General features: G+C 71.3%; 19 protein-coding genes. 11 read left to right on the top strand and 8 right to left on the bottom strand.

The annotated features are described in order from the left end of the window. Positions 1 to 21 precede the first annotated feature (21 nt). From AAHG09_RS26055 to AAHG09_RS26090, 8 genes are all read left to right on the top strand, one after another. Positions 22 to 963, top strand: a complete 942-nt coding sequence (locus AAHG09_RS26055; protein WP_342110406.1) for an ABC transporter permease — start codon at positions 22 to 24, stop codon at positions 961 to 963. Then, positions 960 to 1934 carry an ABC transporter permease gene (locus AAHG09_RS26060; RefSeq protein ID WP_412760095.1) on the top strand — a complete coding sequence of 325 codons (975 nt, stop codon included), beginning with the start codon at positions 960 to 962 and terminating at the stop codon, positions 1932 to 1934. Before AAHG09_RS26055 ends, AAHG09_RS26060 begins: the two co-directional genes overlap by 4 nt. Further along, positions 1934 to 2944, top strand: coding sequence for an ABC transporter ATP-binding protein (locus AAHG09_RS26065; protein WP_342110407.1), 1011 nt, complete (start codon positions 1934 to 1936; stop codon positions 2942 to 2944). The genes AAHG09_RS26060 and AAHG09_RS26065 overlap by 1 nt, the downstream gene beginning before the upstream one ends. 256 nt (positions 2945 to 3200) lie before the next feature. Further along, positions 3201 to 4205: an ABC transporter ATP-binding protein gene (locus AAHG09_RS26070; RefSeq protein WP_342110408.1), complete on the top strand. Its 1005-nt coding sequence runs from the start codon at positions 3201 to 3203 to the stop codon at positions 4203 to 4205. A gap of 250 nt (positions 4206 to 4455) precedes the next feature. Beyond that, positions 4456 to 5595: an amidohydrolase/deacetylase family metallohydrolase gene (locus AAHG09_RS26075; protein ID WP_342110409.1), complete on the top strand. Its 1140-nt coding sequence runs from the start codon at positions 4456 to 4458 to the stop codon at positions 5593 to 5595. 157 nt (positions 5596 to 5752) lie between these two features. Then, entirely contained in the window at positions 5753 to 6523 is a 771-nt protein-coding gene (locus tag AAHG09_RS26080; RefSeq protein ID WP_244004117.1) for an ABC transporter ATP-binding protein, read from the top strand. Continuing rightward, complete coding sequence (locus AAHG09_RS26085) at positions 6516 to 7460, top strand: ABC transporter permease (RefSeq protein WP_342110410.1); 945 nt, start codon at positions 6516 to 6518, stop codon at positions 7458 to 7460. The genes AAHG09_RS26080 and AAHG09_RS26085 overlap by 8 nt, the downstream gene beginning before the upstream one ends. A gap of 505 nt (positions 7461 to 7965) precedes the next feature. Beyond that, the gene (locus AAHG09_RS26090; protein WP_342110411.1) at positions 7966 to 8415 is read left to right on the top strand and encodes a Ros/MucR family transcriptional regulator; all 450 of its coding nucleotides are present in this window, start codon (positions 7966 to 7968) and stop codon (positions 8413 to 8415) included. On the opposite strand, the gene AAHG09_RS26095 is transcribed toward AAHG09_RS26090, so the two are convergent. The 6 genes from AAHG09_RS26095 to AAHG09_RS26120 form a co-directional block, all read right to left on the bottom strand. Beyond that, complete coding sequence (locus AAHG09_RS26095) at positions 8388 to 8747, bottom strand: hypothetical protein (protein ID WP_342110412.1); 360 nt, start codon at positions 8745 to 8747, stop codon at positions 8388 to 8390. The two genes, AAHG09_RS26090 and AAHG09_RS26095, sit on opposite strands and share 28 nt — an antisense overlap. Positions 8748 to 8935: 188 nt before the next feature. Continuing rightward, positions 8936 to 10552 carry an ABC transporter ATP-binding protein gene (locus tag AAHG09_RS26100; RefSeq protein ID WP_342110413.1) on the bottom strand — a complete coding sequence of 539 codons (1617 nt, stop codon included), beginning with the start codon at positions 10550 to 10552 and terminating at the stop codon, positions 8936 to 8938. Between the two features lie 3 nt (positions 10553 to 10555). Beyond that, complete coding sequence (locus AAHG09_RS26105; protein ID WP_342110414.1) at positions 10556 to 11977, bottom strand: M20 family metallopeptidase; 1422 nt, start codon at positions 11975 to 11977, stop codon at positions 10556 to 10558. Between the two features lie 46 nt (positions 11978 to 12023). Continuing rightward, complete coding sequence (locus AAHG09_RS26110; protein ID WP_342110415.1) at positions 12024 to 12959, bottom strand: ABC transporter permease; 936 nt, start codon at positions 12957 to 12959, stop codon at positions 12024 to 12026. 10 nt (positions 12960 to 12969) lie between these two features. Next, positions 12970 to 13887 carry an ABC transporter permease gene (locus tag AAHG09_RS26115; RefSeq protein ID WP_342110416.1) on the bottom strand — a complete coding sequence of 306 codons (918 nt, stop codon included), beginning with the start codon at positions 13885 to 13887 and terminating at the stop codon, positions 12970 to 12972. Between the two features lie 191 nt (positions 13888 to 14078). Continuing rightward, positions 14079 to 15611 carry an ABC transporter substrate-binding protein gene (locus AAHG09_RS26120; protein ID WP_342110417.1) on the bottom strand — a complete coding sequence of 511 codons (1533 nt, stop codon included), beginning with the start codon at positions 15609 to 15611 and terminating at the stop codon, positions 14079 to 14081. Between the two features lie 170 nt (positions 15612 to 15781). On the opposite strand from AAHG09_RS26120, the gene AAHG09_RS26125 reads away from it, so the two are divergent. Then, on the top strand, positions 15782 to 16684 hold the full coding sequence (locus AAHG09_RS26125; RefSeq protein WP_342110418.1) for a LysR family transcriptional regulator: 903 nt from the start codon (positions 15782 to 15784) through the stop codon (positions 16682 to 16684). A 7-nt stretch (positions 16685 to 16691) separates the two neighbouring features. On the opposite strand, the gene AAHG09_RS26130 is transcribed toward AAHG09_RS26125, so the two are convergent. Further along, positions 16692 to 17447, bottom strand: a complete 756-nt coding sequence (locus tag AAHG09_RS26130; RefSeq protein WP_342110419.1) for a CDP-diacylglycerol diphosphatase — start codon at positions 17445 to 17447, stop codon at positions 16692 to 16694. 135 nt (positions 17448 to 17582) lie between these two features. Between AAHG09_RS26130 and AAHG09_RS26135 the strand changes: the two genes are divergently transcribed. Next, positions 17583 to 18587 (top strand): DUF2891 domain-containing protein, encoded by a 1005-nt coding sequence (locus AAHG09_RS26135; protein WP_342110420.1) that lies wholly within the window; start codon positions 17583 to 17585, stop codon positions 18585 to 18587. Positions 18588 to 19048: 461 nt separating this feature from the next. Here AAHG09_RS26135 and AAHG09_RS26140 read toward each other — a convergent pair whose 3' ends face one another. Continuing rightward, positions 19049 to 21874, bottom strand: coding sequence for a PAS domain-containing protein (locus AAHG09_RS26140; RefSeq protein WP_342110421.1), 2826 nt, complete (start codon positions 21872 to 21874; stop codon positions 19049 to 19051). A 395-nt stretch (positions 21875 to 22269) separates the two neighbouring features. On the opposite strand from AAHG09_RS26140, the gene AAHG09_RS26145 reads away from it, so the two are divergent. Beyond that, positions 22270 to 25575 carry a DEAD/DEAH box helicase gene (locus tag AAHG09_RS26145; RefSeq protein ID WP_342110422.1) on the top strand — a complete coding sequence of 1102 codons (3306 nt, stop codon included), beginning with the start codon at positions 22270 to 22272 and terminating at the stop codon, positions 25573 to 25575. The last annotated feature ends 352 nt before the right edge of the window (positions 25576 to 25927 follow it).

A 25927-nucleotide genomic window follows, 5' to 3' on the forward strand; every position in this document is an offset into this window, starting at 1 on the left:
CCGGCACGATAGCGAGGACCCATGCTCGGCTATATCGGCAGGCGCATCCTCGCCACCATCCCCGTCATGGCGGTGGTCGGGCTGTTCGTCTTCAGCCTCCTCTACTTCGCCCCCGGCGATCCGGCCGCCATCATCGCGGGCGATCAGGCGAGCCCCGAGGATATCGTCCGCATCCGCGCCACGCTCGGCCTCGACCGGCCCTTCCTGGTGCGGTTCGGGGAATGGTCCTGGCACATCCTGCACGGGGATCTCGGCACCTCGATCTTCACCAACCTGCCGGTCACCACCATGATCGGCCAGCGGGTGCAGCCCACCGTCTCGCTGATGCTCGTCACCCTGGTCTTCGCGATCGCGGTGGCGGTGCCGCTCGGCGTCGTCGCCGCCTGGAAGGCCGGCAGCCTGATCGACCGCCTCGTCATGGGGCTCGCCGTGACGGGCTTCTCGGTGCCGGTCTTCGTGGTCGGCTACATCCTGGCCTACGTCTTCGCCCTCCAGCTCGGCTGGCTGCCCGTCCAGGGCTACACGCCGATCGAGCAGGGGCTCTGGCCCTGGCTGGCGAACCTGATCCTGCCGGCGGTGACGCTGGGCCTCGTCTACATCGCGCTGATCGCCCGGGTGACCCGGGCCACCATGCTCGACGTGCTGAGCCAGGATTACGTGCGCACCGCCCGGGCCAAGGGGCTGGCGCAGGGCCCGGTCCTGTTCGTCCACGCCCTCAAGAACGCCGCGGTGCCGATCGTCACGGTGATCGGCATCGGCATTGCGTTGCTGATCGGCGGCGCGGTGGTGACCGAGACGGTCTTCGCGATCCCCGGCCTCGGGCGCCTCACGGTCGATGCGATCCTGCGGCGCGACTACCCGGTCATCCAGGGCGTCGTGCTGCTGTTCAGCTTCGTCTACGTGCTCGTGAACCTCGCCATCGACCTCTTCTACACCGTGCTCGACCCGAGGATCCGCTATTGACCGCGACCGTCGCGCCCTTCCCCGATCACGCCCCGCAGGCGGGCGCCCCGCCCGGGGGCACGCTCCCCAAGGCACCGCCGCCGCCCGGCCTCGCCGTCGCGGCGCCGCTGCCCGACGTCATCCCGGTGCGCAAGCGCCGGGGCCGGGTCTGGTCCTATGTGCGCCGCAACCCGACCATCGTGGTCGGCGGCGTGCTGCTGCTGGTCGTCTTCCTGATGGCCGTGCTTGCGCCCTACCTCGGCACGGTCGATCCGACCGCCCTGGCGCCCGCCAAGCGCACCCGGATGCCCTCGGCGCAGCACTGGTTCGGCACCGACATGCTGGGCCGCGACGTCTACTCGCGGGTGGTCTACGGGGCGCGGGTCTCGCTGCTGGTCGGCTTCGCGGTGGCGTTCCTCGCCTCGGTCGCGGGGCTCGCGGTCGGGCTCGTCTCCGGCATGGTGCGCTGGCTCGACGGGATCGTCATGCGGATCGTCGACGGCATGATGTCGATCCCGCCGATCCTGCTCGCCATCGCGCTGATGGCGCTGACCCGCGGCTCGATCCAGAACGTGATCATCGCCATCACCATCGCGGAGATCCCCCGCGTCGCGCGCCTCGTGCGCGGCGTGGTGCTGTCCCTGCGCGAGCAGCCCTACGTCGAGGCGGCGGTGACCACGGGCACCCGGATGCCGGCGATCATCTGGCGCCACATCCTGCCCAACACCCTGGCGCCCATGACCGTGCAGGCGACCTATATCTGCGCCTCCGCGATGATCACCGAGGCGATCCTGTCGTTCATCGGCGCGGGTGTGCCGCCGGCCACCCCCTCCTGGGGCAACATCATGGCCGAGGGCCGGGCGCTCTGGCAGGTGAAGTTCTACATCATCCTGTTCCCGGCGGTCTTCCTCTCGATGACCGTGCTCGCCGTGAACCTCGTCGGCGACGGCCTGCGCGATGCCCTCGACCCCCGCATGGCGAAGGACGTCTGATGAGCGGCAGCATGAGCGCCACACCCCTCCTGTCGATCGAGAACCTGCAGGTCCATTTCCGCACCCCCGACGGGGTGAACCGGGCGGTGGACGGGGTCTCGTTCGCGATTCAGTCGGGCGAAACCCTGGCGATCGTGGGCGAATCCGGCTGCGGCAAGTCGGTGACCTCGATGTCGATCCTGCGGCTCCTGCCCGAGCCGCCGGCCCGCATCGCCGGCGCGATCAAGTTCGAAGGCAAGAACCTCCTCGATCTGCCCAACAGCGCCATGCGCAAGATCCGCGGCAACGACATCAGCGTGATCTTCCAGGAGCCGATGACCTCGCTGAACCCGGTGCTGACGGTCGGCCGCCAGATCGGCGAGACGCTCCGCCTGCACCAGGGCCTCAGCCGGCGCGCCGCCGAGGACCGGGCCGTGGAGATGCTGACGCTGGTCGGCATCCCCGAGCCGAAGCGCCGGGTGCGGGAATACCCGCACCAGCTCTCGGGCGGCATGCGCCAGCGGGTGATGATCGCCATCGCGCTCGCCTGCTCGCCGAAGCTGCTCATCGCCGACGAGCCCACCACGGCCCTCGACGTCACCATCCAGGCCCAGATCCTCGACCTGATGCGCGACCTGAAGGCCCGGGTCGGGGCCGCCATCATGCTGATCACCCACGATCTCGGGGTGGTGGCCGAGGTCGCCGACCGGGTGGTGGTGATGTATGCCGGCCGCAAGGTCGAGGAGGCGTCGGTCCGCGACCTGTTCCGGGCGCCGCGCCACCCCTACACCCGGGGCCTGATGGGGGCGGTGCCCAAGCTCGGCGCCGTGGAGCACGGCGGCGACGAACGGCTCGCCGAGATCCCCGGCATGGTGCCGAGCCTCAAGGGCCGGATCGAGGGCTGCGTCTTCGCCGGCCGCTGCCCGGACGTCACCGACCTGTGTCGCGCCTACGCCCCGGCCCTGGAGCCGAAGGCGCCGGGCCACCTCGCCGCCTGCCACTACGCGCCGAAGGACGCGCTGGCGGCATGATTCTTTTTTCTGATCAGACCGGCACCTGCACGCGCCCTCCCTCCCCCCTCTGCGGGGGAGGGTACCCTGCGCAGCAGGGGGGGAGAGGGGAGCGCGGCTTCAGAGAAAGGCGCGGCCGTCATGCCGGCCGAGGCTTCGTTCTGCACCGTCGCTCCCCTCTCCCGACCCTCGCTGACGCGAGGCCCACCCTCCCCCGCAGAGGGGGGAGGGAATGCGCGGCTGTCGGCGCGCTTCACCTTGATCGGGAGCCCCGTCCATGAATCCGGCTTCTCGCACCCTGCTGGAGGTCAACGACCTCAAGAAGCACTTCGCCCTCGGCGGCGGCCTGTTCGGCCGGTCCAAGCGCGTGCTCAAGGCGGTGGACGGCCTGTCCTTCACGGTGGCCCGCGGCGAGACCCTGTCACTCGTCGGCGAATCCGGCTGCGGCAAGTCCACGGTCGCCAAGGCGCTGATGCGCCTCTACGCGCCCACCGCCGGCCAGGTGGTGCTCGACGGGCGACGCATCGACGATCTTTCGGCCGGGACGCTGCGGCCCCTGCGGCGCCACATCCAGATGGTGTTCCAGGACCCGTTCTCGTCGCTCAACCCGCGGATGCGGGTGCGGGCGATCCTGGCCGAACCGATCCGCAATTTCGGGCTGGCCCGCAACGGCGCCGACCTCGAGAGCCGGCTCGCCAGCCTGATGGAGCGGGTCGGCCTGCCGCGCGAGGCGCTGGGGCGCTTTCCCCACGAGTTCTCGGGCGGCCAGCGCCAGCGCATCGGCATCGCCCGGGCGCTCGCCGCCGAGCCGGACCTGATCATCTGCGACGAGGCGGTCTCGGCGCTCGACGTCTCCGTGAAGGCGCAGATCGTCAACCTGCTGCGCGATCTCCAGCGCGAGCTCGACCTCGCCATGCTGTTCATCTCGCACGACCTCGCCATCGTCGAGCACATGACCCACCGGGTGGCGGTGATGTATCTCGGCAAGATCGTCGAGATCGGCCCGCGCCGGGACATCTTCCTGGCGCCCAAGCACCCCTACACCCAGGCGCTGCTCTCGGCGGTGCCGATCCCCGAGCCCGGGGCCGGGCGCACCCGGATCGTGCTCAAGGGCGACGTGCCGAGCCCGATCAACCCGCCGTCGGGCTGCCGCTTCCACACCCGCTGCCCGCACGCCTTCGACCGCTGCCGGACCGAGGTGCCGGGCCTCGATGCCGTCGGCTCGGGCCACTTCGCCGCCTGCCATCTCAACGACATGGCCGCCCCCGCCCAGGCAGCCTGACATGTCAGAGAAGGTCGTGGTTTCAAAAGGTCCGGGACCTTTTGCGGGTGCAGGGCGGAGCCCTGCTGTCGGGACGCGCCCGATCGTCGGGCTGCGCCCGATCGTCGGGCTGCGCCCGATCGTCGGGCCCTGCCCGATCTGTCAGGACTTCGCCCTGACGACCCACCAAAGGGCCGCGCCCTTTGGAAACCCCGGACCGCGTCGCGCACCAGGACGGTTCGGCGTCCCGTAGAAGCATCTGGAGTCTCACGTGCAGCACGACCTCATCCTGAAGGGCGCGCGGGTCATCGACCCGTCGCAGAACCATGACGGGATCTGCGATGTCGCCTTCGCGGACGGCCGGGTCTCGGGCTTCGGCCGGGACCTCCAGGCCGGACCGGGCACGCAGGTGCGCGACATGGCCGGCGCGATCGTCACGCCGGGCCTGATCGACCTGCACACCCACGTCTACTGGGGCGGCACCTCGATCGGCATCGACGCCGACGAGTTCTGCCGCACCTCCGGGGTCACCACGTCGGTCGATACCGGCAGCGCCGGGCCCGGCAACTTCGCGGGCTTCCGCAAGCACGTGATCGACCGCTCCGAGGCGCGGATCCTCGCCTATCTCCACGTCTCCTTCGCGGGCATCTATGCCTTCTCGAAGACCATCATGGTCGGCGAGAGCCAGGATCCGCGGCTCATGGCGCCCCGGGAGGCGGTCGAGGTCGCCGAGGCCAACCGGGACGTGATCATCGGCATCAAGGTCCGGGTCGGGCGCAATTCCTCCGGGGACCAGGGCACCGCGCCCCTCAACATCGCCCTGCAGGTGGCGGAAGAGACCGGCCTGCCGCTGATGGCCCATATCGACGAGCCGCCGCCGAGCTACGAGGAGGTGCTGGCGATGCTGCGCCCCGGCGACGTGCTGACCCACGCGTTCCGGCCCTTCCCGAATTCCCCCGTGACCGCGCAAGGCGCGGTGAAGCCGGCCGTGCGCGAGGCCCGGGCGCGGGGCGTGCTGTTCGACATCGGCCACGGCAAGGGCTCGTTCGCGTTCAAGACGGCGCGGGCCATGATGGCGGGCGGCTTCCTGCCCGACACGATCTCGTCGGACGTGCACCAGCTCTGCATCGACGGGCCGGCCTTCGATCAGGTCACCACCATGTCGAAGATGCTCTGCCTCGGCATGAGCCTCACCGACGTCATCGCGGCCTCCACGGTGAACGCCGCCGTGGCGGTCAAGCGGATGGAGTACGGCACCCTGAAGGTCGGCGCGCTGGGCGACGCCACCGTGCTGGCGCTCCGGGACGGGGCATTCGACTACGTCGACACCCGCGGCGAGCACATGACGGGCGCCCAGCGGATCACCGCGGAGGGCGTGGTGCTCAAGGGCCGATGGTGGCACCCGGCGTGACGGGCCGGGATGGAGTCCTGGGGATATTAATCCCGCCACATACAAAATAACGGCCTTTACAGCCTCTTCGGCGCACCGATACACTTTCCCGTGAGGGCCGGACCATCGTGGAGCCCTCAGCGAAACGCGCATCAAGCCGCGGCGCCCGGGAGGATGGATGGATACGGATCAACCTCTTCTGGAGGTGGACGGGGTCACGCTGCGGTACAAGACGCGCGACCATCTGGTGACGGCCACCTACCGGGTGAGCTTCCGGGTCTTTCCCGGGGACCGATTCGTGCTCCTGGGTCCCTCGGGCTGCGGGAAGTCGACGCTGCTCAAGGCGGTGGGCGGCTACATGGCGCCGACCGAGGGCGAGATCCGCCTCAAGGGCCGGCCCGTCACCCAGCCCGGGCCCGACCGCATGATGGTGTTCCAGGAGTTCGACCAGCTCCTGCCCTGGAAGACGGTCCGCCAGAACGTCGTGTTCGCGCTCGAAGCCTCCGGCCGCCTGAAGGGCCGGGAAGCGCGCGAGCGGGCGGATCTGTACATCGACAAGGTCCACCTGACGCGCTTCGCCGACAGCTACCCGCACACGCTCTCGGGCGGCATGAAGCAGCGCGTCGCCATCGCCCGCGGCATGGCGATGGAGCCCGACATCCTGCTGATGGACGAGCCGTTCGCGGCGCTCGACGCGCTCACGCGCCGGCGCATGCAGGACGAGCTGCTGGCCCTGTGGGAGGGCACGCGCTTCACCGTGCTGTTCGTCACCCACTCGATCCCCGAGGCGATCAAGGTCGGCGCACGCATCCTGCTGCTGTCGCCGCACCCGGGCGAGGTCAAGGCCGAGCTCAACAGCGCCGCCACGCCGGAGGCCGCGCTGGCCCTGGAGAGCCGCATCCAGCAGATGCTGTTTGCCGAGGAAATCCCGGAGGCCGAGAATGTCTAGCGCCCCAGTCCTCGATCCGGTCCGCGCCGTACCGCCGGCCGTGTCCCCGGTCCTGTCATCCCGCCCGGCCCCGTCGGCCCGGCCCGAGATCGAGCACGCGCTGGGCCCGGCCCGGGGCGGGGCGGGCGCCCCGGTGGTGGAGAAGCCGCTGTCGGTCTTCGAGCGGCTGTTCAACCAGGGCTGGCTGCGCAAGCTGGTGATCCTGGCGGTGCTGGCGGGGATCTGGGAGGCCTACGGGCGCTATCTCGACAACGACCTCCTGTTCCCGACCTTCACGGCGACCGTGGAGGCGTTCGCCCGGGGCATCATGGACGGCACGCTGCCGGCGCGCGCCTGGTCGTCGCTCAAGGTGCTGCTGATGGGCTACGCGGCGGGCGTCGCCCTGGCGAGCCTGCTCACCGGCCTCGCCATCGCGTCGCGGATCGGCACGGATGTGCTGGAGACGCTGACCGCCATGTTCAACCCGCTGCCGGCGATCGCGCTGCTGCCGCTGGCGCTGATCTGGTTCGGCCTGGGCAACGGCAGCCTCGTGTTCGTGCTGGTCCACTCGGTCACCTGGGCGATCGCGCTCAACACCCATTCGGGCTTCCTGTCGGTGAGCCGGACGCTGACCATGGTGGGGCGCAATTACGGGCTGTCGGGTCCGCGGCTGATCGGCAAGATCCTGATCCCGGCGGCCTTCCCGGCGATCCTGACCGGCCTGAAGGTCGGCTGGGCCTTCGCGTGGCGGACCTTGATCGCGGCCGAGCTGGTGTTCGGGGTGTCGTCGGGCTCGGGGGGGCTCGGCTGGTTCATCTTCGAGAACAAGAACATGCTCGACATCCCCAACGTGTTCGCCGGGCTGCTCACCGTGATCCTGATCGGCCTCGTGGTCGAGAACCTGATCTTCCAGACCATCGAGGCCCGCACGATCCGGCGCTGGGGCATGCAGGCCTGAGCCGACGCGGTCTCCCCAGGCCGCGCCCGTCGGAACGAAGCCGGTGCGCAGCGGGCGCGCCGTATCGCATCGGGTTTCGGCGCCGCGCACCGATGCGGCCCGCGGCGGCGATCCCGGTCTGCGCCGACGCGAGACCGGCGCTGTTCAGGAGATCCGAGAGGCTGTGCGCGGGGATCCCCCCCCCGGATGGGGCCCGGGTGAGCCTGATTCGCAATCCACAGGCCCGCAATTCATCGCGGCCGCGCACGGTCTTGCAGCCTACAAAACCGTGCACGGATCGTACGCTGCAGTCATGCCCTTCAGGGAATCCTATGTTGCTGTAGATGTCGGCGACTTGCCGCGGAACGTTCCGTAGATCGAATCATCCGTCGCAGGACTTCCAGCCAACTGTATCGAAGTGCGGTTTCCTCGGCGCGCAAACGGTCGAGGGGAGCTTGACACATGCCTGGTTTTTGCTTTTGGAACCTGGGACGTCGCCCTCGAAAGCTTTGATCGGACTTTCACCGTGCCCGAAAAAAATCCGGAAACCGCCCTCGAGCGCGTCAAGCTCGCGGCGGAAATCGTCGCGGCCTATGTCGCGAACAATTCCGTCCCGCCGTCCGCACTGCCCGACCTGATGGCCGGCGTGCATGCGGCGCTGAACAATCTCGGCGGACAGCCCGTCGCCGAGGCCGCGCCGCCGGTCGAGCAGCCGACGCCCGCGCAGATCCGCAAGTCGGTCCAGCAGGACGGCATCACCAGCTTCATCGACGGGCGGTCCTACAAGACCCTGAAGCGCCATCTCACCGCCCACGGTCTGACGCCCGAGCTCTACCGCGAGCGCTACGGCCTGCCGGAGGATTATCCGATGACCGCGCCCGGCTACGCCGCGCAGCGCTCGGCGCTCGCGAAGGCGATCGGCCTCGGCGTTCCCGGCGGCCGGGTCGATCAGCGCAGGACCGGCACGGACGGCTGATCGCCGCCGCAGGGCGCCGTATCCTGACGATCCGACCGGCGCTGGAACGGCAGCACCTGTGCCGTGATCGGATGGGACCGGAACCCCTGGCCCGGGTCGGGGCGGGCGGGCCGACCGAACGTGTCGGCCCAGCTCAGCTTGATGACCTGACCCGGCATGGCCTGGACGATCGTGCCCGCGGGCTCGGCACCGGGCTGCGCCGGCTTGCGATGACCCGCGCCGATCCAGCGCGTGACCCGTTTGTCGGGCCCCCGGCGCAGCGGGGCCGGCGCGGCCGGCACGGAGCGCTTGGTGGTGCGCCGGATATCGTCGGGCTGGTCTGAGATCGACACGCTGAAAATTCCCGTCCGCGTGCGAGATGCGAGCGTGGACGGATAGCGGGTTTGGCCGTGAATCCGCCGGGGCGCTCGACCCTCGACACGGCTCATCCTACCGAATGGTCCGATTCCCGACAGGGCGACTCTGTCCAAAAAACTTGTCTCAGCGTCCCAGATGAGCCCGATCCAGGCCCGGGCGGCGTTCAGGACGCGTGCGCGCCCGGCTGGGCGCCCGGGACGGCCGCCAGCAGGCTGCGCGTGTAGGCGTGCTCCGGCGCCGCGAACAGGTCCGCGGTGCCCCGCATCTCCACGATGGCGCCCCGGTGCATCACGGCGATCCGGTCGCAGATCGTGGCGGCCACCCGCAGATCGTGGGTGATGAACAGCATCGCCAGGGACAACCTCTGCTTCAGATCCTCCAGCAGGTCCAGCACCTGCCGCTGGACCGAGACGTCGAGCGCCGAGACCGCCTCGTCGGCCACCAGCACGTCCGGCTCCATGGCGAGCGCCCGGGCGATGCCGATGCGCTGGCGCTGACCGCCCGAGAAGGCGTTCGGGTAGCGGGCGGCGGCCTTCGGATCGAGGCCGACGAGGTCGAGGAGGCTGCGCGCCCGTTCCCGCGCCTCGGCGGCCGGGATTCCGTGGGCGATCGGGCCCGCCGTGATGATCTGCTCCACGGTGCGCCGCGGGTTCAGGGACGCGAACGGGTCCTGGAAGATCATCTGGATCCGGCTGCGCTTGTCGCGCAATGCGCCGCTCTTCAGCGCCGTGTAGTCGAGGTCCCCCAGCCGGACCGTGCCGCCATCGGGCTCGATCAGCCGGATCGCCAGCCGCGCCGTGGTCGACTTGCCGGAGCCGGATTCGCCGACGATCCCCAGGGTCTCGCCGCGGCGCACGTCGAAGGAGACGTCTTGGACGGCCGCCACGACGCGCGGCTTGCCGAACAGGCCGGAGCGCCCGGAATAGGTCTTGGACAGCCCGGTCACCGAGAGGGCGACCGGGGCCGCCGCGAGGGGCGCGCGCGGCGGCGGCGTCAGGCTCGGGACGGCGGCGAGGAGCGCCCGGGTGTAGGGTGCCTGCGGGTTGCGCAGCACCGCGTCGGCCGAGCCGGATTCCACCAGCCGCCCGCGCTGGAGCACCGCCACGTGGTCGGCGATCTCCGCCACCACGCCGAAATCGTGGGTGATGAACAGGACGCTCATCCCGCGCTTCCGCTGCAGGTCGCGGATCAGCCGGAGGATCTGGGCCTGGGTGGTGACGTCGAGGGCCGTGGTCGGCTCGTCGGCCACCAGCACCGAGGGCTCCAGCGCCAGCGCCATGGCGATCATCGCCCTCTGCCGCTGGCCGCCGGAGAGCTGGTGCGGGTAGGCCCGCACCGCCTCCTCGGGGTTCGGCAGGCCGACCTCGGTGGCGAGCGCCACCGCCCGGGCCCAGCGCTCGCTGCGGGTGAGCAGGTTGTGGGCCTCGAACATCTCGGCGATCTGGTCGCCGATCCGCATCACCGGGTTCAAGGCCGTCATCGGTTCCTGGAACACCATGGCGATGCGCCGGCCCCGCAACCCGCGCCACGCGGGCTCGTCGAGGGCCAGGAGGTCCCGGCCTTCGAACAGGATCGTGCCGGCGGTGGGCTTCAGCGCCCGGGGCAGGAGGCCGGTCAGCGCGTAGGCGCTCATCGACTTGCCCGAGCCCGATTCCCCGACCACGCACAGGATCTTTCCGGCCTCGAGGTCGAGGTTCAGGCCCTCGACCGCGTGCGGCCGGTCGGCGCCCTTGGGGAGCGCGATCGTCAGATCGCGGATGCGGACGACCGGCTCGCCCATGGTTCAGGCCCTCGCGGTGCGGCGGCGGAGGATGTCGGGTCCGGCCTCGGCCAGGTCCCAGAACAGGCCGGCCATGATCGCCAGGCCCTCGCGGGTGCCGGAGGCGAGCATGTGCTCGTCGGGCCCGTGCTGGCGGCAGGCCGGGTAGGAATGCGGCACCCAGAGGGTCGGCAGGCCCAAAATCTCCGAGAAGGCGTCGTTCGGCAGGGAGCCGCCGAGATTGGGCAACAGCGCCGGTTTTTTGCCCGAGCTCGCCTCGATCGACTGGAGCGCCCACTCGACCCAGGGATCCTCCACGGGCAGCCGCGTCGCCTGGAACACCTCCGCGGCCCGGGCCGGCCGGACCTCGATCATCGGAAAGCCGTGCGCGTCGAGATGGGCACGCACGTTCTGGATGAGGTTCTGCCAGTCGGTGCCGACCACGAAGCGCAGCTGCAGGGTCGCCTTGGCGTGGGGCGGCACGGCGTTGAGCGGGCCGTCCGGATCGCCGGTCTTGAAGGCCAGCACCTCCAGGGTGTTCCAGGCGAAGACCCGCTCGGCCGGGGTGAGGCCCGGCTCGCCCCAGTCGGCATCGATCGTGGGCGCGGTCGGGTCCTCGCCGACGCGGATGTCGGCGAGCGCCGCGCGCACGCCCTCGGGGATCGGCGGCGGCCGCAGGGCGTCCACCAGGATGCTGCCCCGCGCGTCGACCATCGAGGCGATCGCCGAGGCCAGCACCGTGCCGGGGTTGCGCAGCAGGCCGCCCCAGTTGCCGGAATGGTGCGGGCCCTCGCGCAGGTTGAGGCTCAGCTCGAAATTGTAGGCGCCGCGGGAGCCCAGGAAGAGGGTCGGGCGCTCGCCGTTCAGCCGCGGCCCGTCCGAGGCGATCAGCACGTCGGACCGCAGGGCCTCGGCCTGCGCCCGGCAGAACGGCCGCAGGCCCGGGGAGCCGGATTCCTCGCCCATCTCGATCAGCAGCTTCACGTTGAAGCCGAGATGGCCCTCGCGGGCCGCGATCACCTGCTCCAGGGCGGCGAGGTTGAGGACGTGCTGGCCCTTGTTGTCGGCGGTGCCGCGCCCGTACCAGCGGTCACCCTCGACCACGATCTCCCAGGGGCCGAGCCCTTCCCGCCACTGCTCGGGATAGCCCCGCACCGTGTCGCCGTGGCCGTAGATCAGCACGGTCGGCAGGTCGGCGCCCTCGTGCCGCTCGGCGATCAGGAACGGGCCGTGCACCCCGTCGGGGTTCGGAAAGATTTTTGGGGTCGCGAAGCCGAGCCGGGTCACCAAAGGCACGATGAAGGTATCGAGGTAGGCGCGCAGGGCCTTCTCCTGGCCGGGGGCCTGGCTCTCGGTCGGCATCGCCACCGCCTCCCGCAGGAGCGCGAGGAACGCGCCCGAGTCGAAGGCCTCTGTGGCGCGCGCGATGGCGGCGTCTCGCGTCATGGTGTGTTTCCCGTGAAACAATCTGGTGCCGGGCCGGCCGGCATCGTCAGTGGCGCGCCTCGGGCGCCGTGATGTCGCGCAGGCCATCCCCCAGGAGGTTGATCGCCAGCACGAGGAGGAGGAGCGCCACGCCCGGGATGGTGATCACCCAAGGCTGGAAGAACATGTACTGCTTGCCCTCGGCGATCATCAGGCCCCAGGAGGGCAGGGGCGGCTGCACGCCGAGGCCGAGGAACGACAGGGCGGCCTCCAGCAGGATCGCGTGGGCCATCTCCAGGGTCGCCACGACGATCAGCGCGTTCATGATGTTGGGCAGGATCTCCTGGCCGATGATGCGCAGGTCGGTCAGCCCGGCGGCGCGGGCGGCCGAGACGAAATCCTGATTGCGGATCTGCTGGGTGGCGGCCCGGGTCACCACGGCGAAGCGGTCCCAGAGCAGGAAGCCCAGCACCAGCACCACCACCTTCAGGGAGCCGCCGACCAGGGCCGCCATGGCGAGCGCCACCAGCACCACCGGCATGGCGAGCCGCGTGGTGACGATGTAGCTCACCACCGAATCGACCCAGCCGCCGAAATAGCCGGCGCACAGGCCGAGCGTGGTGCCGATCAGCCCGGAGATCAGCGCCGCCGAGATCCCGATCAGCAGGGAGATCTGGCCGCCGTAGAGCAGGCGGCTCAGGTAGTCGCGGCCGAGCTTGTCGGTGCCGAGCACGTGGTCCCAGGTGCCCTTGGCCTGCCAGATCGGCGGGATCAGCCGGCGGGACACGTCCTGCGCGTAGGGGTCGTGCGGCGCGATGAGCGGGGCGGCCAGCGCCGCCAGCACGATCAGCCCGAGGATCCCGGCCCCGATCAGGAAGCCGGTGTGGCGCAGGCCCCGCCGCAGGATCAGGCGGGTGGGGGAGGGCACCGGGGCCAGCGCGACCGGCGCGTCCGGGGGCAGGGCGGGGGCGGCGAGCGCCGCCGTGTCGGGGGGGAGGCTCATCGGCGGATCCTCACGACTGGCGCAGGCGCGGGTCGAGGAAGGCGTTCAGCAGGTCGGCGGCGAGCGTCAGGCCGATGTAGATCATGGCCAGCACCAGCACGATCGCCTGGACCACGGGGAAGTCGTTGCGGGCGATCGACTCCCAGGCGAGCTGCCCGAGGCCCTGGAGCGAGAACACCGCCTCGATCACGATCGAGCCGCCGAGCATGAAGCCGAACTGCACCGCCGCGAGCGCAATCACTGGGATCACGGCGTTGCGCAGCGCATGGCGCACCAGGATCTTCCGGGGCGGCAGCCCCTTGGCGCGGGCGGTGCGGACATAGTCGGAGGCCAGCACCTCCAGCATGCCGTTGCGGGTGAGCCGCATCACGGCCGGCATGGCGTAGTAGCCGAGCGCGATTGCCGGCAGGACGAAGTTCTTCCACGTGGCGTTGCCCGAGACCGGCAGCCAGCGGAGATTGACGGAGAAGATCAGGATCAGCGTCAGGCCGAACCAGAAGCTCGGCATCGCCTGGCCGAGCACCGAGACGGCGAGCGCCGTCCGGTCGATCCAGGTGTCCCGCTTCACGGCCGCGACGACGCCGAGGGGAATGGCCACGAACAGCGCCACGGCCAGCGCGATGAACCCGAGATAGAGGGTGATCGGCAGGCGGGCGGCGAGCAGGTCGATCACCCGCTCGCGAAAGTAGAAGGAGTTGCCGAAATCGAGGTGCAGGGCCCGCCAGCTCCAGGTGAGGAACTGGGTCAGCAGCGGCTGGTCGAGGCCGTAATCCTGGCGGATCTGCGCGATCTGCGGCCCGGTGGCCTCCGGGCCGGCGATGGCCGTGGCGAGATCGCCCGAGAGGTGGAGGAGCAGAAAGCTCGCCACCGAGACGGTGACGGCCACCGCCAGGGCGACCAGCACGCGCCGAACCGTGAAGGCCAGCATGGCTCAGGCTCCCTTTTGGCGATGCGGACCGGATCGGCTTCGGCCATCGGAGCCCGGCTGGATCGCGGGTCCCCTCTCCCGTGCGGGAGAGGGACAGGGTGAGGGGTGCGACCTCTCCGGGAAGACCTGATCCCTCACCCCAACCCTCTCCCGCACGGGAGAGGGGGCCGGTCGCGCCACGACCACCACCCTCACTTCCACGACGCCGCGTAGAAGCGCGGCACCTCGTCGGGCTGGGCGGTGAAGTTCAGGTCCGACGTGAAGGCGTAGTTGGTCGAGTAGGAGAACATCGGCAGGGCGTAGGCCTCTCCGGCGATCCGCTGGAGCGCCTTGGCGTAGGCGGCCTTGCGCTTCTCGGGATCGGTCGAGCCGTCGCCCTCCTGCAGGTCGGCGATCACCTGCGGATCCTTGGTCAGATCCTCCTCGCCGCCGCGGAAATACACCCCGTCGAAGGCCGAGACGTCGTTGACCGAGAACGACCCCCAGGTCTGGTAGCCGATCGAGGTCTTGCCGGCGCGCAGCGAATCCCGGAACGCCGCGTAGCGCAGGTAGTTGAGCCGCGCCTTGATGCCGACGGCGCCGAGATAGCCGATCACCGCCTCGGCGTAGTCGCGCTCGCGATAGGCGCCGAGGTCGATCTCGAAGCCGTTCGGGTAGCCGGCTTCCTTGAGCAGCGCCTTGGCCTTGGCGGGGTCGTAGGGGTAGCGCATCACCCCCTGGTCGGTGCAGCCGAACTGGTCGACGAAGCACAGGGCGTTCATCACCCGCGAGGCGCCGCGCACGAGATTGTCGACCATCGCCTTGCGGTCGATGGCGTAGGAGATCGCCTGCCGGACGCGCACGTCCTTGAGCGGCGAGTTCTCCTTCGCCCGGCCCAACGTGTCGAACTGCAGGAAGCCGACCCGCATCGTCTCGGAATTGAGCACCGTGATGTTGGGCGCGGCGCGCAGTTGCTCGGCCTGATCGCTCGGCACCCGCCAGATCCAGTCGACGCCGCCGGTCATCAATTCGGCCACCCGGCTCTCGCCGTCCGGGATGACGCGGAACTGCAGCTTGCCGATCTTCGGTTTACCCAGCGGACTGCCGGCCCAGTACTTGTCGAACCGCTCCATGCTGACGCCGCGGCCGCTATCGACCTTGGTGATCTTGTAGGGGCCGCTGCCGACCGGCGCCTTGGCGAAGCCGTCGAGGCCGACCTTCTTGAAGTAATTGGCCGGGAAGATCGGGGTCGGCCCGGCGAGGTATTCGAGGGCCGCCGGGAACGGCGCCTTCAGGTGGATGCGGACCGTGTGCGGGCCGGTCACCTCCACCGACTTCATCCAGTCGACGTTCTGGCGGGTGACGGTACGGGCCTCGGGCGTCAGCACGTAGTTGAACGTGAACGCCACGTCCTCCGGCCCGAGCGGGTCGCCGTTGTGGAACACCACGCCGTCGCGGATCGTGAGATCGAGGGTCGTGTCGTCCGCCCAGGTCCAGGCGGTCGCCAGCATCGGCTTGTAGGTGCCGTCCTTGGGATCCCGGTACAGCAGCGTGTCCCAGCAGTTCCGGGCCAGGATCACGCCCTCGCGGGCGCTGTTGTGATACGGGCTGACGTTTTCCGGCTCGCTGTCCGAGGCGTAGACCAGCGTGTCGTTGGCCTTGCCGGCCAGCGCCGGGTGCGCGGCGATCAGCGTCGCGAGCGAGGCGGCCAAGGTGGCGGCCCGGGTGAGAGTCCGTAGCGGCATGGAGGCTCCGACGGCGCGGCGGACAGGTCACACGGAGCAATCCGCGGCTGCCGCCTTTTTCACCCTGCGATGATGTTGTGCATCTGGGATCGCAACAAGTAGAATTTGGCGAGTGCTGCCTTGCCGTATCGGCAACGGATATGGCTGTATAGTCCGATCGAGGTAGGATAGTGCAAACGACGGGCCTCCGCTACTTCCTGGCCGTCGCCCGCACTGGCTCGATTGCTGCGGCCTCCGCGCAGCTCAACGTCGCGGCCTCGGCGATCAGCCGGCAGATCGCCAACCTGGAGGCCGAGCTCGACTGCGTGCTGTTCGAGCGGCGCCCGCGCGGCATGGTGCCGAGCCCGGCGGGCGAGCTTCTGGCGCAGCACGCCCATCAGGTGCTGATTCGCGCCGAGCAGGTGGTCACGGAGATCCGCGAACTCGAAGGGCTCGCCCGGGGGTTGATCCGGGTGGCGAGCGCCGAGGGCTTCGCCCTCGATATCGTGCCGAACGCCATCGCGGCCTTCCACGCGGCCCATCCCGGCATCCGGTTCGAGGTGACGGTCCTGCCGCCCGCGCAGGTGACCCAGATCGTGGCCATGGGGGAGGCCGATCTCGGGATCACCTTCGCGCTCGCGCCCACCGCGCAGGTCGAGGTGCTCTATGACGCGCAGGTCGAGATGCGGGTGCTCGCCGCCGCCAACCACCCCCTGGCGGGCGCCACGGCCCTGCGGCTGGCCGATCTGGTGGCCTATCCGGTCGCGCTCACGACCCGGGACACGACCCTGCGGCAGGCCTTCGACGCCGCCTGCGCGCTGGAGGGCATCGCGGTCGAGCCGGTTCTGACGGCCAACAACCTCTCGACGCTGCTGCCCTTCGTGCGGCGCTCGCGGGGGCTGGCGCTGATGTCGGCGCTGTCGGTGCAGACGCCCGTGCAGCTCAAGGAGCTGGTCAGCCTGCCGATCCGCGCCCGGGCGGGCCTCGCGCGGGGCATCCAGGTCCAGGCCATGCGCGACCGGCGGCTGCCGAAGGCGGTGCGGGCGTTCCTGCGCCAGTTGCTGGAGGCGCTGCCGCCGCCCCAGGCCGGCTGAGGATCGCTCAGGCGCCCCGATCCGCAGCGGCGCAGCTGTGGTCCATCACGTCCTCGGCGCTGGCCTTCGGCGCCCGGTAGGCCAGCAGGATGTAGCCCGGCTCGGGATCGCCCGGTTGCGTCGCCACCGCCGCGAAGCTCGTGCGGTGCAGGTCCGGCCGGGCGCCCGGCAGGCCGTGCAGGGCCGCGAACGGGTTGAAGCGCTCGGCCTCCGCCTCCGGCACCCGCAGGGCGTAGTAGCGGTCGCCGGCGAGCGCCACCGGGAAGCGGCTCCAGCGCCGCTGGACCTGGCGGCCATGCGCCTTCAGGGCCGCCAGCACGCTCGGCCGCAGGCAGTCGAGGTGGATGTGGAGCTGGTCCTGGCTGCGGCCCTGGGCCGAGTTGACCGCGAGCCCCACCGCGGCGGGCGACAGCTTTCCCTTGAACACGTCCGCCACGAAGGGCCGCGCCGCCAGCGCCGCCCGCCAGTAGGCGGCCCCGCGCGGGCCCCGCAGGACCGGCGCCTCCAGGCCCGCCACGGTGTCGGTGGGCATGAGGACGCTGTGGGTCGGCTCCCCGGGGGCGCGGAGCACCGCCGTGCCCGGACGCTCTGCGTCGCCCAGATCGACCGAGAGGCACGGGAAGGTCCGGTTGGCGAGCCGCTTGGCCAGCACGCAGGTCTTCAGCGCCGCCCAGAGGACGTCGCGGCTCGGGTCGGGCGCGGCCGCGAGGGGCGCGGGAATCACGAGGGCGGCGAGAAGGACGGCGAGCAGCGCGCGGCGCATGGGGCTTCCGGTGAGGCCGGCGGGGCGGTGGAAGGCTCGATAGCCGATCTGCCCGCGCCCCGGCAAAGCGACCCGCTGTCCTGACGGCCGCCACCCGACCGGCTATGCCGGCGCCTCCAGACTCGGAGTTCCGCGATGCCACCCGTCCTGACCCCGGCGATCGCCGCCCGCTTCGCGACCCTCGCCCTCGGCCACGTCACCCGCGAGTACCCGAACAAGCCGGGCCATGTTCTGGCGGGGCCGGAGGATGCCCGCACCCCCGCCGCGCTGCACCCGGTCTTCTACGGCAGCTACGATTGGCATTCCTGCGTCCACGCCCACTGGCTGCTCGCCCGCGTGCTGCGCCTGTTCCCGGAGGCCGCCGAGGCCGGGGCGATCCGCGCCCACTTCGACGCGCAGCTGACCCCCGACAAGGTCGCGGGGGAATGTGCGTATCTCGGCCAGCCGAGCGCCCGGGGGTTCGAGCGCCCCTACGGCTGGGCGTGGCTCCTGAAACTCGCCGACGAGCTCGGGGGCCTGGACGAGCCCCGCTGGGCCGCGGCGCTGGCGCCCCTCGCCGGAATCGTGGTCCGGCGGTTCCGGGATTTCCTGCCGCTGGCGCCCTACCCGGTGCGGGTCGGGACCCATTTCAACACCGCCTTCGCGTTGCGCCTGGCCGCCGACTATGCCGAAGGGGCGGGGGATGCCGCGCTCCGGGCCCTGCTGCTGCAGAAGGCCGAGCGCTGGTATGGGGCGGACGTGGATTGCCCCGCCTGGGGTGAGCCGGGCGGCGACGACTTCCTGTCCTCCGCGCTGATCGAGGCCGAGTGCATGCGCCGCCTGCTGCCGCCGGAGCGGTTCGAGCCCTGGTTCGACCGGTTCCTGCCCGAACTCGCTGCGGGCCGGCCCGCGACGCTGTTCCGCCCGGCCACGGCCACCGATCGCAGCGACGGCAAGATCGCCCATCTCGACGGGCTGAACCTCAGCCGGGCGTGGTGCTTCCGGGCGCTCGCCGGCGCCCTGCCTCCGGAGGATCGCCGCCGGCCGGTGCTGATCGCGGCGGCGGAGGCCCATCTCGCGGCCGGGCTTCCGCACGTGGCGGGGGACTACATGGGCGAGCACTGGCTCGCGACGTTCGCGTTGCTCGCCCTCGCGGCGTGAGCCGGGTCCCCGCGACGGCAAACTTAAGAATGTCCTGAGAACTTCCGACCGTCGGCCGCGTTGATGGAAAGTGGCCCAAAAAAAGACCGCCCTCAAGGGGCGGTCCGAAGTCTTGGGAGGAAACGCCCACGAGGGGCAGCAGCATGACGACGCCATCGTCGTGCTGCACTGCGTCAACCCGAAACCGGTCGGGTTGTTCCAGACGGGTATGGCGTGTGTCCGAGCTTGATTGACGCCGGACCTCCGGCACGTGTTCGGAGGTCCCGAGCGGAATGTCTGTCGTCCCTGCCCCGAAGCGCATGACGCGTCAGCGGAACGGAGCGCGGAATCCGCCGTAAGACGTGGCGAAACGTAAATCGGGATGAACCTGTGCCGCTTCGCGGCGCCCTGTGTGCAAGATCCCGGATCGGGTTCTGCTCACACTCCCGCTGTCCGGGGCAAGACGCGAGACACGAAGCCCGTCACGCCTGCGCCGCACCCTCCGCCGCGATGGGCAGCGGCTTCGGCGGGCCGCGCCGCTTGGCGGCCTCGTACAGCACCTGGGCGAGCTGCGCGGCCGAGTAGGGCTTGCGCACCAGGGCGAAACCGTGGGCGTCATCCTTGGCCAGCACGTGGCTGTAACCCGAGGTCAGCACCACCGGCAGGTCGGGCCGCGTGGTCTGCAACTGCCGGGCGAGCGCGAAGCCGCCCATGCCGGGCATCACCACGTCCGAGAACACCACGTCGAAGCGGTCCGGCGTGGTGTCGAGTTCGGCGAGCGCCTCCTCGGCGGATTTCGTCCAGACCGGGGCGTGGCCCAGATCCTCCAGGATCTGCGTGCAGAACCGGCCGACGCCGAGATTGTCCTCCACCACGAGGATGCACAGGCCCCGCTGCGGCTCCGCCTCCGGCTGCGCGTCGCGGGCGGCCTCGGCCATCGCGGGGGCGGCGACCTGCGGCAGGTACAGCGTGAAGGTCGTGCCGCCGCCGAGCGCGCTCGCCACGTCGATGTCGCCGCCCGACTGCTTGGCGAAGCCGATCACCTGGGACAGGCCGAGCCCGGTCCCCTTGCCGACCTCCTTGGTGGTGAAGAACGGCTCGAAGATCCGCCCGAGATCCGGGGCCGGGATGCCGGCCCCCGTGTCGGAGACCCGCACGGCCACGAATGGCCCCTTGGCGCCGGCATGCCCGCGGATCGGCGGCATCGGGCAATCGGCGTCGAGGTGCAGGGTCAGGCCGCCTTCCCCGTCCATGGCGTCCCGGGCGTTGACCGCCATGTTGATCAGGGCCGTCTCGAACTGGCTCTCGTCGGCGCGCACGTACCGGGGCGTCTCCGGCAGGTCGATGGTCACGCGGATCCGCGCGCCGGTCACCGAATCGAGCATGTCGGCGATGCTGCGCAGGCGGGTGCAGATATCGAAGACCTGGGGCTTGAGCGCCTGCCGCCGGGCGAAGGCGAGGAGCTGGCCGGTCAGCTTGGCGGCCCGGTCGACCGTATCGGACACCGCGTCGAGGTAGCGGCGCCGCCGCTCCTCGGCGAGGTCGGGCCGGCGCAGGAACTCCACCGAGGAGCGGATGATCGTGAGCAGGTTGTTGAAGTCGTGCGCCACGCCGCCGGTGAGCTGGCCGATCGCCTCCAGCTTCTGCGACTGGCGCAGGGCCTCCTCGGCCTGGCGCTGCTCGGTGATGTCGCGGCCGAACCCGTAGAACAGCCCGTCCTCCGGCACGACCGTCCAGAGCACGCGCCGCCGGTCCCCGGAATGGGTCACGCAGGCCAGCTCCACATCCTCGACCCGCCGATCCTCGCAGAGCGGCCGCAGGGCGGACCGCGCGGCCTCGCGCTCCGGATCCGCCACGAAGTCGAGGGCCGCCCGGCCCAGGGTCTCGCCCTCGGACCAGCCGAGCGCCCGGCTCCAGGACGGGTTCACCGCCTGCACCCGCCCGTCCCGGTCCGAGACCAGCTTCAGCACCGGCGAGAGCGTCCAGACCCGGTCGCGGTCCCGGCTCTGCGCGGCGACCTGCGCCTCCAGGCGCTCGGTCCGCGACTGAAGCAGGTCCTCGACCCGCTTCCGCTCGGAGATGTCGTGGGCGAAGACGTAGAACCCGTCGACCTGCCCGTCCGGCCCGCGGCGGGGGAGGTAGCGCGTGTCGGCGGTGCGGCTCTCCCCGTCCGGGAAGGTCCAGGCCCATTCGTGCCGGATCTCCTCGCCCGCGAGCGCCCGCGCGATGGCGGGCCGCCGGACCTCGAAGGCCTCGGCGCCGAGGAGATCGGTCACGGTCCGCCCCACGACCTGGGCGGCGGACTGGCCCGTCCAGGTCTCGTAGGCGGCGTTGGCGAACTGGTAGACGAGGTTGCGGTCGATGAAGGCGATCAGCACCGGCATCGCGTCCGCCACGAGGCGCAGCTCCGCCTCCCGCGCCTGCAGCACCATCTCGCTCCGGCGGCGCTCGGTGATGTCGTTGAACAGGATCGCGACGCGGTTTCGCATCGGCCCGTCGACCCGGTAGGCGTGCACGTCGTACCAGCGGCCGAGGCTGCCGGCCTGCTGCTCGAACCGGACCGATTGACCGGTCCGGGCGACCTGGCCGTAGAGATCGAACCAGTGCTGCTCGTGGCCGGGCACGAAGTCCCGCATCGTGCGCCCGACCACGTCGGCCAGGCCGGTCTGCCGCTCGAAGGCGGCGTTGACCTCCAGGAAGCGGTAATCGACCGCCCGGTCCTCCGCGGAGAAGATCATCTCCACGATGCAGAAGCCGGCGTTGAGGAAGGCGAAGAGCGAGCGATGGCGCTCCTCGGTGCGGCGCAGGGTTGCCTCGGCGCAGCGGGACTCCAGCTGCGTCATCACCGCCCGGGCGAGCGCCTTCAGGACGAAGACCTGCTGATCGGTCAGGGTGCGCGGCTCCCGGTCGAGCACGCAGAGGGTGCCGATGGCCCAGCCGTCGGGCGTCACCAGGGCGACGCCCGCGTAGAAGCGCAGGTGCGGCTCCCCGGTGACCAGGGCGTTGGCGGCGCGATCCGGCTCCGCCGTCAGGTCCGGCAGGAGCAGGATGCCGTCCGTGCGCATCGCCTCGGTGCAGAAGCCATGTTCGAGCGGCATCGCCTGCCGGGCGTGGCCCACCGCGGCCTTGATCCACTGCCGGTCGGCGTCGACGAAGGTGATATGCGCCATCGGCGTGCCGCAGGCCTGGGCGGCCATCTCGGCGATCTCGTCGAACGCCCGCTCCGGGGGCGTGTCGAGGATGGCGTAGGCCTGCAGAGCGGCGAGGCGCTGGGGATTCCGGGGCTCGAAACCCGACGGGCAGGGCATTGTCTGGGTCCGCGACACGGGGGCGTCATACCCTACGCCTTCGACCCTCCCAAGTGGGGCCATGCAACGCAACTCCGGTGATACGGTCAACGCAGGGTTTGCGCGACGGTAAGCTCCTGAAGGAGCGCACCGGATCCCGCTCGGCCGCCATCGGCGCGCTCATCAACCCTGAATTGTAATCTCGGCTCCGCCGTTTGCGGCGCGCGGTGCCGGATCGATTCGCGGTTGTGCGCGCCCTCGATCACGAATTCGTGTTCCCGACCGGCGGCCGGCCCGGTCGAACCGGCCGATCCGCGCCGCTGTCGATGGGGCTGCTGTGGATGGGATTGCCGCGCCCGGGAGCCCGGGCGGCCCGTGCCGCGTTGGCGGCGCGAGGGACACGGATTCGGACAGGCATGGCCAATCGTAGGTTGAAGTCGGGCGCGCAGCAGGGCGTCGAGGACGCGCCGCTGATGCCCACGGGAGCCCTGGCGGTGGCGCTCCTGCGCTACGAGGCGGGGGCTGCGCCCCTGGTCCACGTCGCCCGGGACGGCCGTCGCCTGGAGGAGCTCGCCGCGACGCTCCGGGCGCTCGACCCCGAGGCCCGGGTCGCGATCTTCCCCGAATGGGATTGCCTGCCCTTCGACCACGCCTCGCCGTCCCGGGCCACGATGGGCGCCCGGGCCGCCGTGATGCGCTGGCTGACCGACACGGATGCGCAGCCCGATTTCGTGCTGACCACCGCCCCGGCCCTGATCCAGCGGGTGCCCCCGCCGGAGACCTGGGCCACGGCCCGGGTGACGCTCCGGGTCGGCGATCGCCTCGACGTCGCGGCCGCGACCGCCGATCTCAAACGCCTCGGCTACATCTTGGACGAGCGGGTCGACGAGCCCGGCGAGATCGCCGTCCGGGGCCGCACCGTGGAGGTGTTTCCGGCCGCCGCCCCGCTGCCCTGCCGGATCGAGCACGCGGAGGGCCGCGTCACCGCGATCCGCTCGTACGATGCGATCTCGCAGCGCTCGGTCGCCGAGGCGGACGAACTCGTGATCGACCCCGCCACCGAGATCATCCTGGAGCCCGGCTCCGGCCAGAGCTTCGAGCCCTTCACCGGCCAGGAGCACCGGCTGGAACGCTACTACCCGCGCCTCGTGACGCTCCTCGACTACGTGCCGGCGGCCCGCCTCGTGGTGGAGGACGGCACCCAGGCCCGGATCGACGCCGTGTTCGAGCAGATGGCGGAGGCCCAAGGCAGGCTCGGCGCCCGCGGCGGGCGGGGGCAGGCCGGGGCGGGCCTCTACCTCACCCCGCAGGCGTGGCGCGACATCGTGGCGGCCCACGACCGGATCGCCGCCACCGAGGAGGCCGGGGAGTCGCTGGCGCTGCCATCCTTCGCCCGGGAGCGCCGGCCGGGCACCGCCTTCGCCAAGCTGCTGCGCGAGCGGCTGAAGGCCGGCGACGCGATCGTCCTGGCCGGCGGCCGCCAGCCCCTGCGGCGCCTCGTGCGCCAGGCCGGCAAGGTCGCCGAGCGCCCGATCCGCCTGATCGACGCCTGGGCCGATGTTGCCGAGGCGCGCCCGGGCGACGTCCTCGCCCTGGAGGCGCCCCTCGGGGCCGGGTTCCGGGTGCCAGACCAGGGGGCGACCGTCATCGCCGCCGCCGACCTGTTCGGGCCGGACGCCGCCGTGGCGGGGGGCGCCCGGGCGATCCTGCCGATGGGCGAGGTCGATCTGCGCCCCGGCGACGTCGCGGTCGACCGCGATCGCGGCCTGTGCGTGTTCGAGGGGCTGGACTCGGTGGCCACCTCGGGCGTCACGCAGGGCGAGGCGGCCTCCGAGGCCCTGCGCCTGCGATTCTCCGGCGACGCGATCCTGATGGTGCCGGTCTCCCAGGCGGACCGGATCTGGCGCTACGGCCCGGAGCCCGACGCCGTCACCCTCGACAAGCTCGACGGCGGCACCTGGCCCCGGCGCCGCCTGGAGGCCGAGGCCACCATGGCGCGCACGGCGCGCCTCATGCTGGCGGCCGCCCGCGCCCGCCGGGAGACGGACGCCCCGGTCCTGGCGCCGCCCGCCAACGACATGGAGCGCTTCGCCGCCGGGTTCGGCTTCGCGCCGACCCCGGATCAGGCCGCCGCCATCGACGAACTGATGGCCGACCTCGCCTCCGGCCGGCCGATGGACCGGCTGGTCTGCGGCGATGTCGGCTTCGGCAAGACCGAGGTGGCGCTGCGGGCGCTCGCCGCCGCGATCTTTGCCGGCAAGCAGGCGGCCTTGATCGCCCCCACCACCGTGCTGGCCCGCCAGCACGCCGAGATCCTGCGCCGCCGCTTCGGCCGGTTCGGGATCGAGGTCGCGCAGCTCTCCCGCCTCGTGGCGCCGGCCGAGGCCAAGCGCGTCAAGGCAGGGCTCGCCGACGGCACGATCCGGCTGGTGGTCGGCACGCACGCGCTCGCCGGCAAGGGCGTCGCCTTCGCCGACCTCGCCCTCACGGTGATCGACGAGGAGCAACGGTTCGGCGCCAAGATGAAGGCCGATCTGCGCCGGCTGGCCGAGGGCGGTCACGTCCTGACGCTCACCGCGACGCCGATCCCGCGCACCCTCCAGGCGGCGCTCGTCGGCCTCCAGAGCCTGAGCGTCCTGGCGACCCCGCCGGCGCTGCGCCAGCCGGTCCGCACCGTGGTGGCGCCCTACGAGGCCGAGGCCGTGCGCGAGGCGCTGATCCGCGAGCACCGCCGCGGCGGCCAGAGCTTCGTGGTCTGCCCGCGGATCGAGGACATCGCCCCCATGGCGGAGCGCCTGCGCGCCCTCGTGCCGGACCTCTCGATCCTAGTGGCGCACGGGGATCTGAAGCCCTCCGCCATGGACGAGGTGATGGTCCGGTTCGCGGAGGGGGACGGCGACGTGCTGCTCGCCACCGCCATCGTGGAGAGCGGGCTCGACGTGCCCCGGGCCAACACCATGCTGGTCTGGGAGGCCGCGAAGTTCGGGCTGGCGCAGCTCCACCAGCTCCGGGGCCGCGTCGGCCGCGGCCAGCGGCGCGGCACCGTCCACCTGCTGAGCGACCCGGCCGCGCCCCCGCCGCCGGCCGCGCTCCAGCGCCTGCGCGCCCTGGAGGCCCTGGACCGGCTCGGCGCCGGCTTCGCGGTGAGCGCCCGGGATCTCGACCTGCGCGGCGCGGGCGACCTCGTCGGCGAGGATCAGGCCGGCCACGCCAAGCTCGTCGGGCTCGGGCTCTACCAGCACCTGCTGCAGCTGGCGCTGACCGCCGCCAAGGGCGGGCGCGCCGAGGATTGGAGCCCGGAGATCGAGCTCGGCCTGCCGAGCCGGATCCCCGAGGATTACGTGCCGGAGCCGGAAATCCGCCTGAGCCTCTACACGCGGCTCCTGCGCCTGCGCGAGGCCGAGGCGATCGACGCCCTGGCCGGGGAGGTGGAGGACCGGTTCGGTGCGGCCCCCGCCGCCATGCGCGCCCTGTTCGATCTGGCCCGGCTGCGCGCGGCCTGCTGCGAGCTGGGCGTGGCCCGGCTCCGGGGCGGCCCGCAGGGCGTCGCGGCCGATCTGAGGCCGGACCGGCCGCTGCCCGCCCTGCCGGTGACGGACGGCGTGATCCTGCGCGAGGGCCGGGTGGTCTGGAAGCGGGCCTGTCCCGACGCGGCCGCCTGCGCGGCGCTGGCGGGCGAACTGCTGGAGCACATCCGCACCGCCCGGGAGCGCGCCGGCTGAGCGCAGGCCTCACCTCCCGAGCGGGCTACGGCCTACGCAGGCTTACGGTCTCGGCCGTGCGCGCCCGCCAGCCCAGATTGAGCGCGGGTCCCCTCTCCCGTGCGGGAGAGGGACAGGGTGAGGGGCGAGAACCTGCAGAATAAGGCGCGCCTTGTCGGCGCATCGATCGCGTGCTCCGTCCTGAGAGTTCTCATCCCTCACCCCAACCCTCTCCCGCTCGGGAGAGGGGGCCTGTCGCGATCCGTCATCAGCGCAGTAACTCAAACCTATGCAGGGATAGGCCTCGCGGAGGGTGGAAATGCGCTCACTTCTGAAGTCTTCGATGTTCGGCTGAGATCGATGAATCGAGGGG

This window comes from Methylobacterium guangdongense (assembly GCF_038442355.1).
Classification (GTDB): Bacteria; Pseudomonadota; Alphaproteobacteria; order Rhizobiales; family Beijerinckiaceae; genus Methylobacterium; species Methylobacterium guangdongense.

Coding starts and splice junctions, on each gene's coding strand:
- AAHG09_RS26100 (WP_342110413.1), bottom strand. CDS start 10,552: ATGGGCGAGCCGGTCGTCCGCATCCGCGATCTGACGATCGCGCTCCCC.
- AAHG09_RS26145 (WP_342110422.1), top strand. CDS start 22,270: ATGGCCAATCGTAGGTTGAAGTCGGGCGCGCAGCAGGGCGTCGAGGAC.
- AAHG09_RS26110 (WP_342110415.1), bottom strand. CDS start 12,959: ATGAGCCTCCCCCCCGACACGGCGGCGCTCGCCGCCCCCGCCCTGCCC.
- AAHG09_RS26140 (WP_342110421.1), bottom strand. CDS start 21,874: ATGCCCTGCCCGTCGGGTTTCGAGCCCCGGAATCCCCAGCGCCTCGCC.
- AAHG09_RS26070 (WP_342110408.1), top strand. CDS start 3,201: ATGAATCCGGCTTCTCGCACCCTGCTGGAGGTCAACGACCTCAAGAAG.
- AAHG09_RS26135 (WP_342110420.1), top strand. CDS start 17,583: ATGCCACCCGTCCTGACCCCGGCGATCGCCGCCCGCTTCGCGACCCTC.
- AAHG09_RS26120 (WP_342110417.1), bottom strand. CDS start 15,611: ATGCCGCTACGGACTCTCACCCGGGCCGCCACCTTGGCCGCCTCGCTC.
- AAHG09_RS26080 (WP_244004117.1), top strand. CDS start 5,753: ATGGATACGGATCAACCTCTTCTGGAGGTGGACGGGGTCACGCTGCGG.
- AAHG09_RS26105 (WP_342110414.1), bottom strand. CDS start 11,977: ATGACGCGAGACGCCGCCATCGCGCGCGCCACAGAGGCCTTCGACTCG.
- AAHG09_RS26055 (WP_342110406.1), top strand. CDS start 22: ATGCTCGGCTATATCGGCAGGCGCATCCTCGCCACCATCCCCGTCATG.
- AAHG09_RS26115 (WP_342110416.1), bottom strand. CDS start 13,887: ATGCTGGCCTTCACGGTTCGGCGCGTGCTGGTCGCCCTGGCGGTGGCC.
- AAHG09_RS26085 (WP_342110410.1), top strand. CDS start 6,516: ATGTCTAGCGCCCCAGTCCTCGATCCGGTCCGCGCCGTACCGCCGGCC.
- AAHG09_RS26130 (WP_342110419.1), bottom strand. CDS start 17,447: ATGCGCCGCGCGCTGCTCGCCGTCCTTCTCGCCGCCCTCGTGATTCCC.
- AAHG09_RS26065 (WP_342110407.1), top strand. CDS start 1,934: ATGAGCGGCAGCATGAGCGCCACACCCCTCCTGTCGATCGAGAACCTG.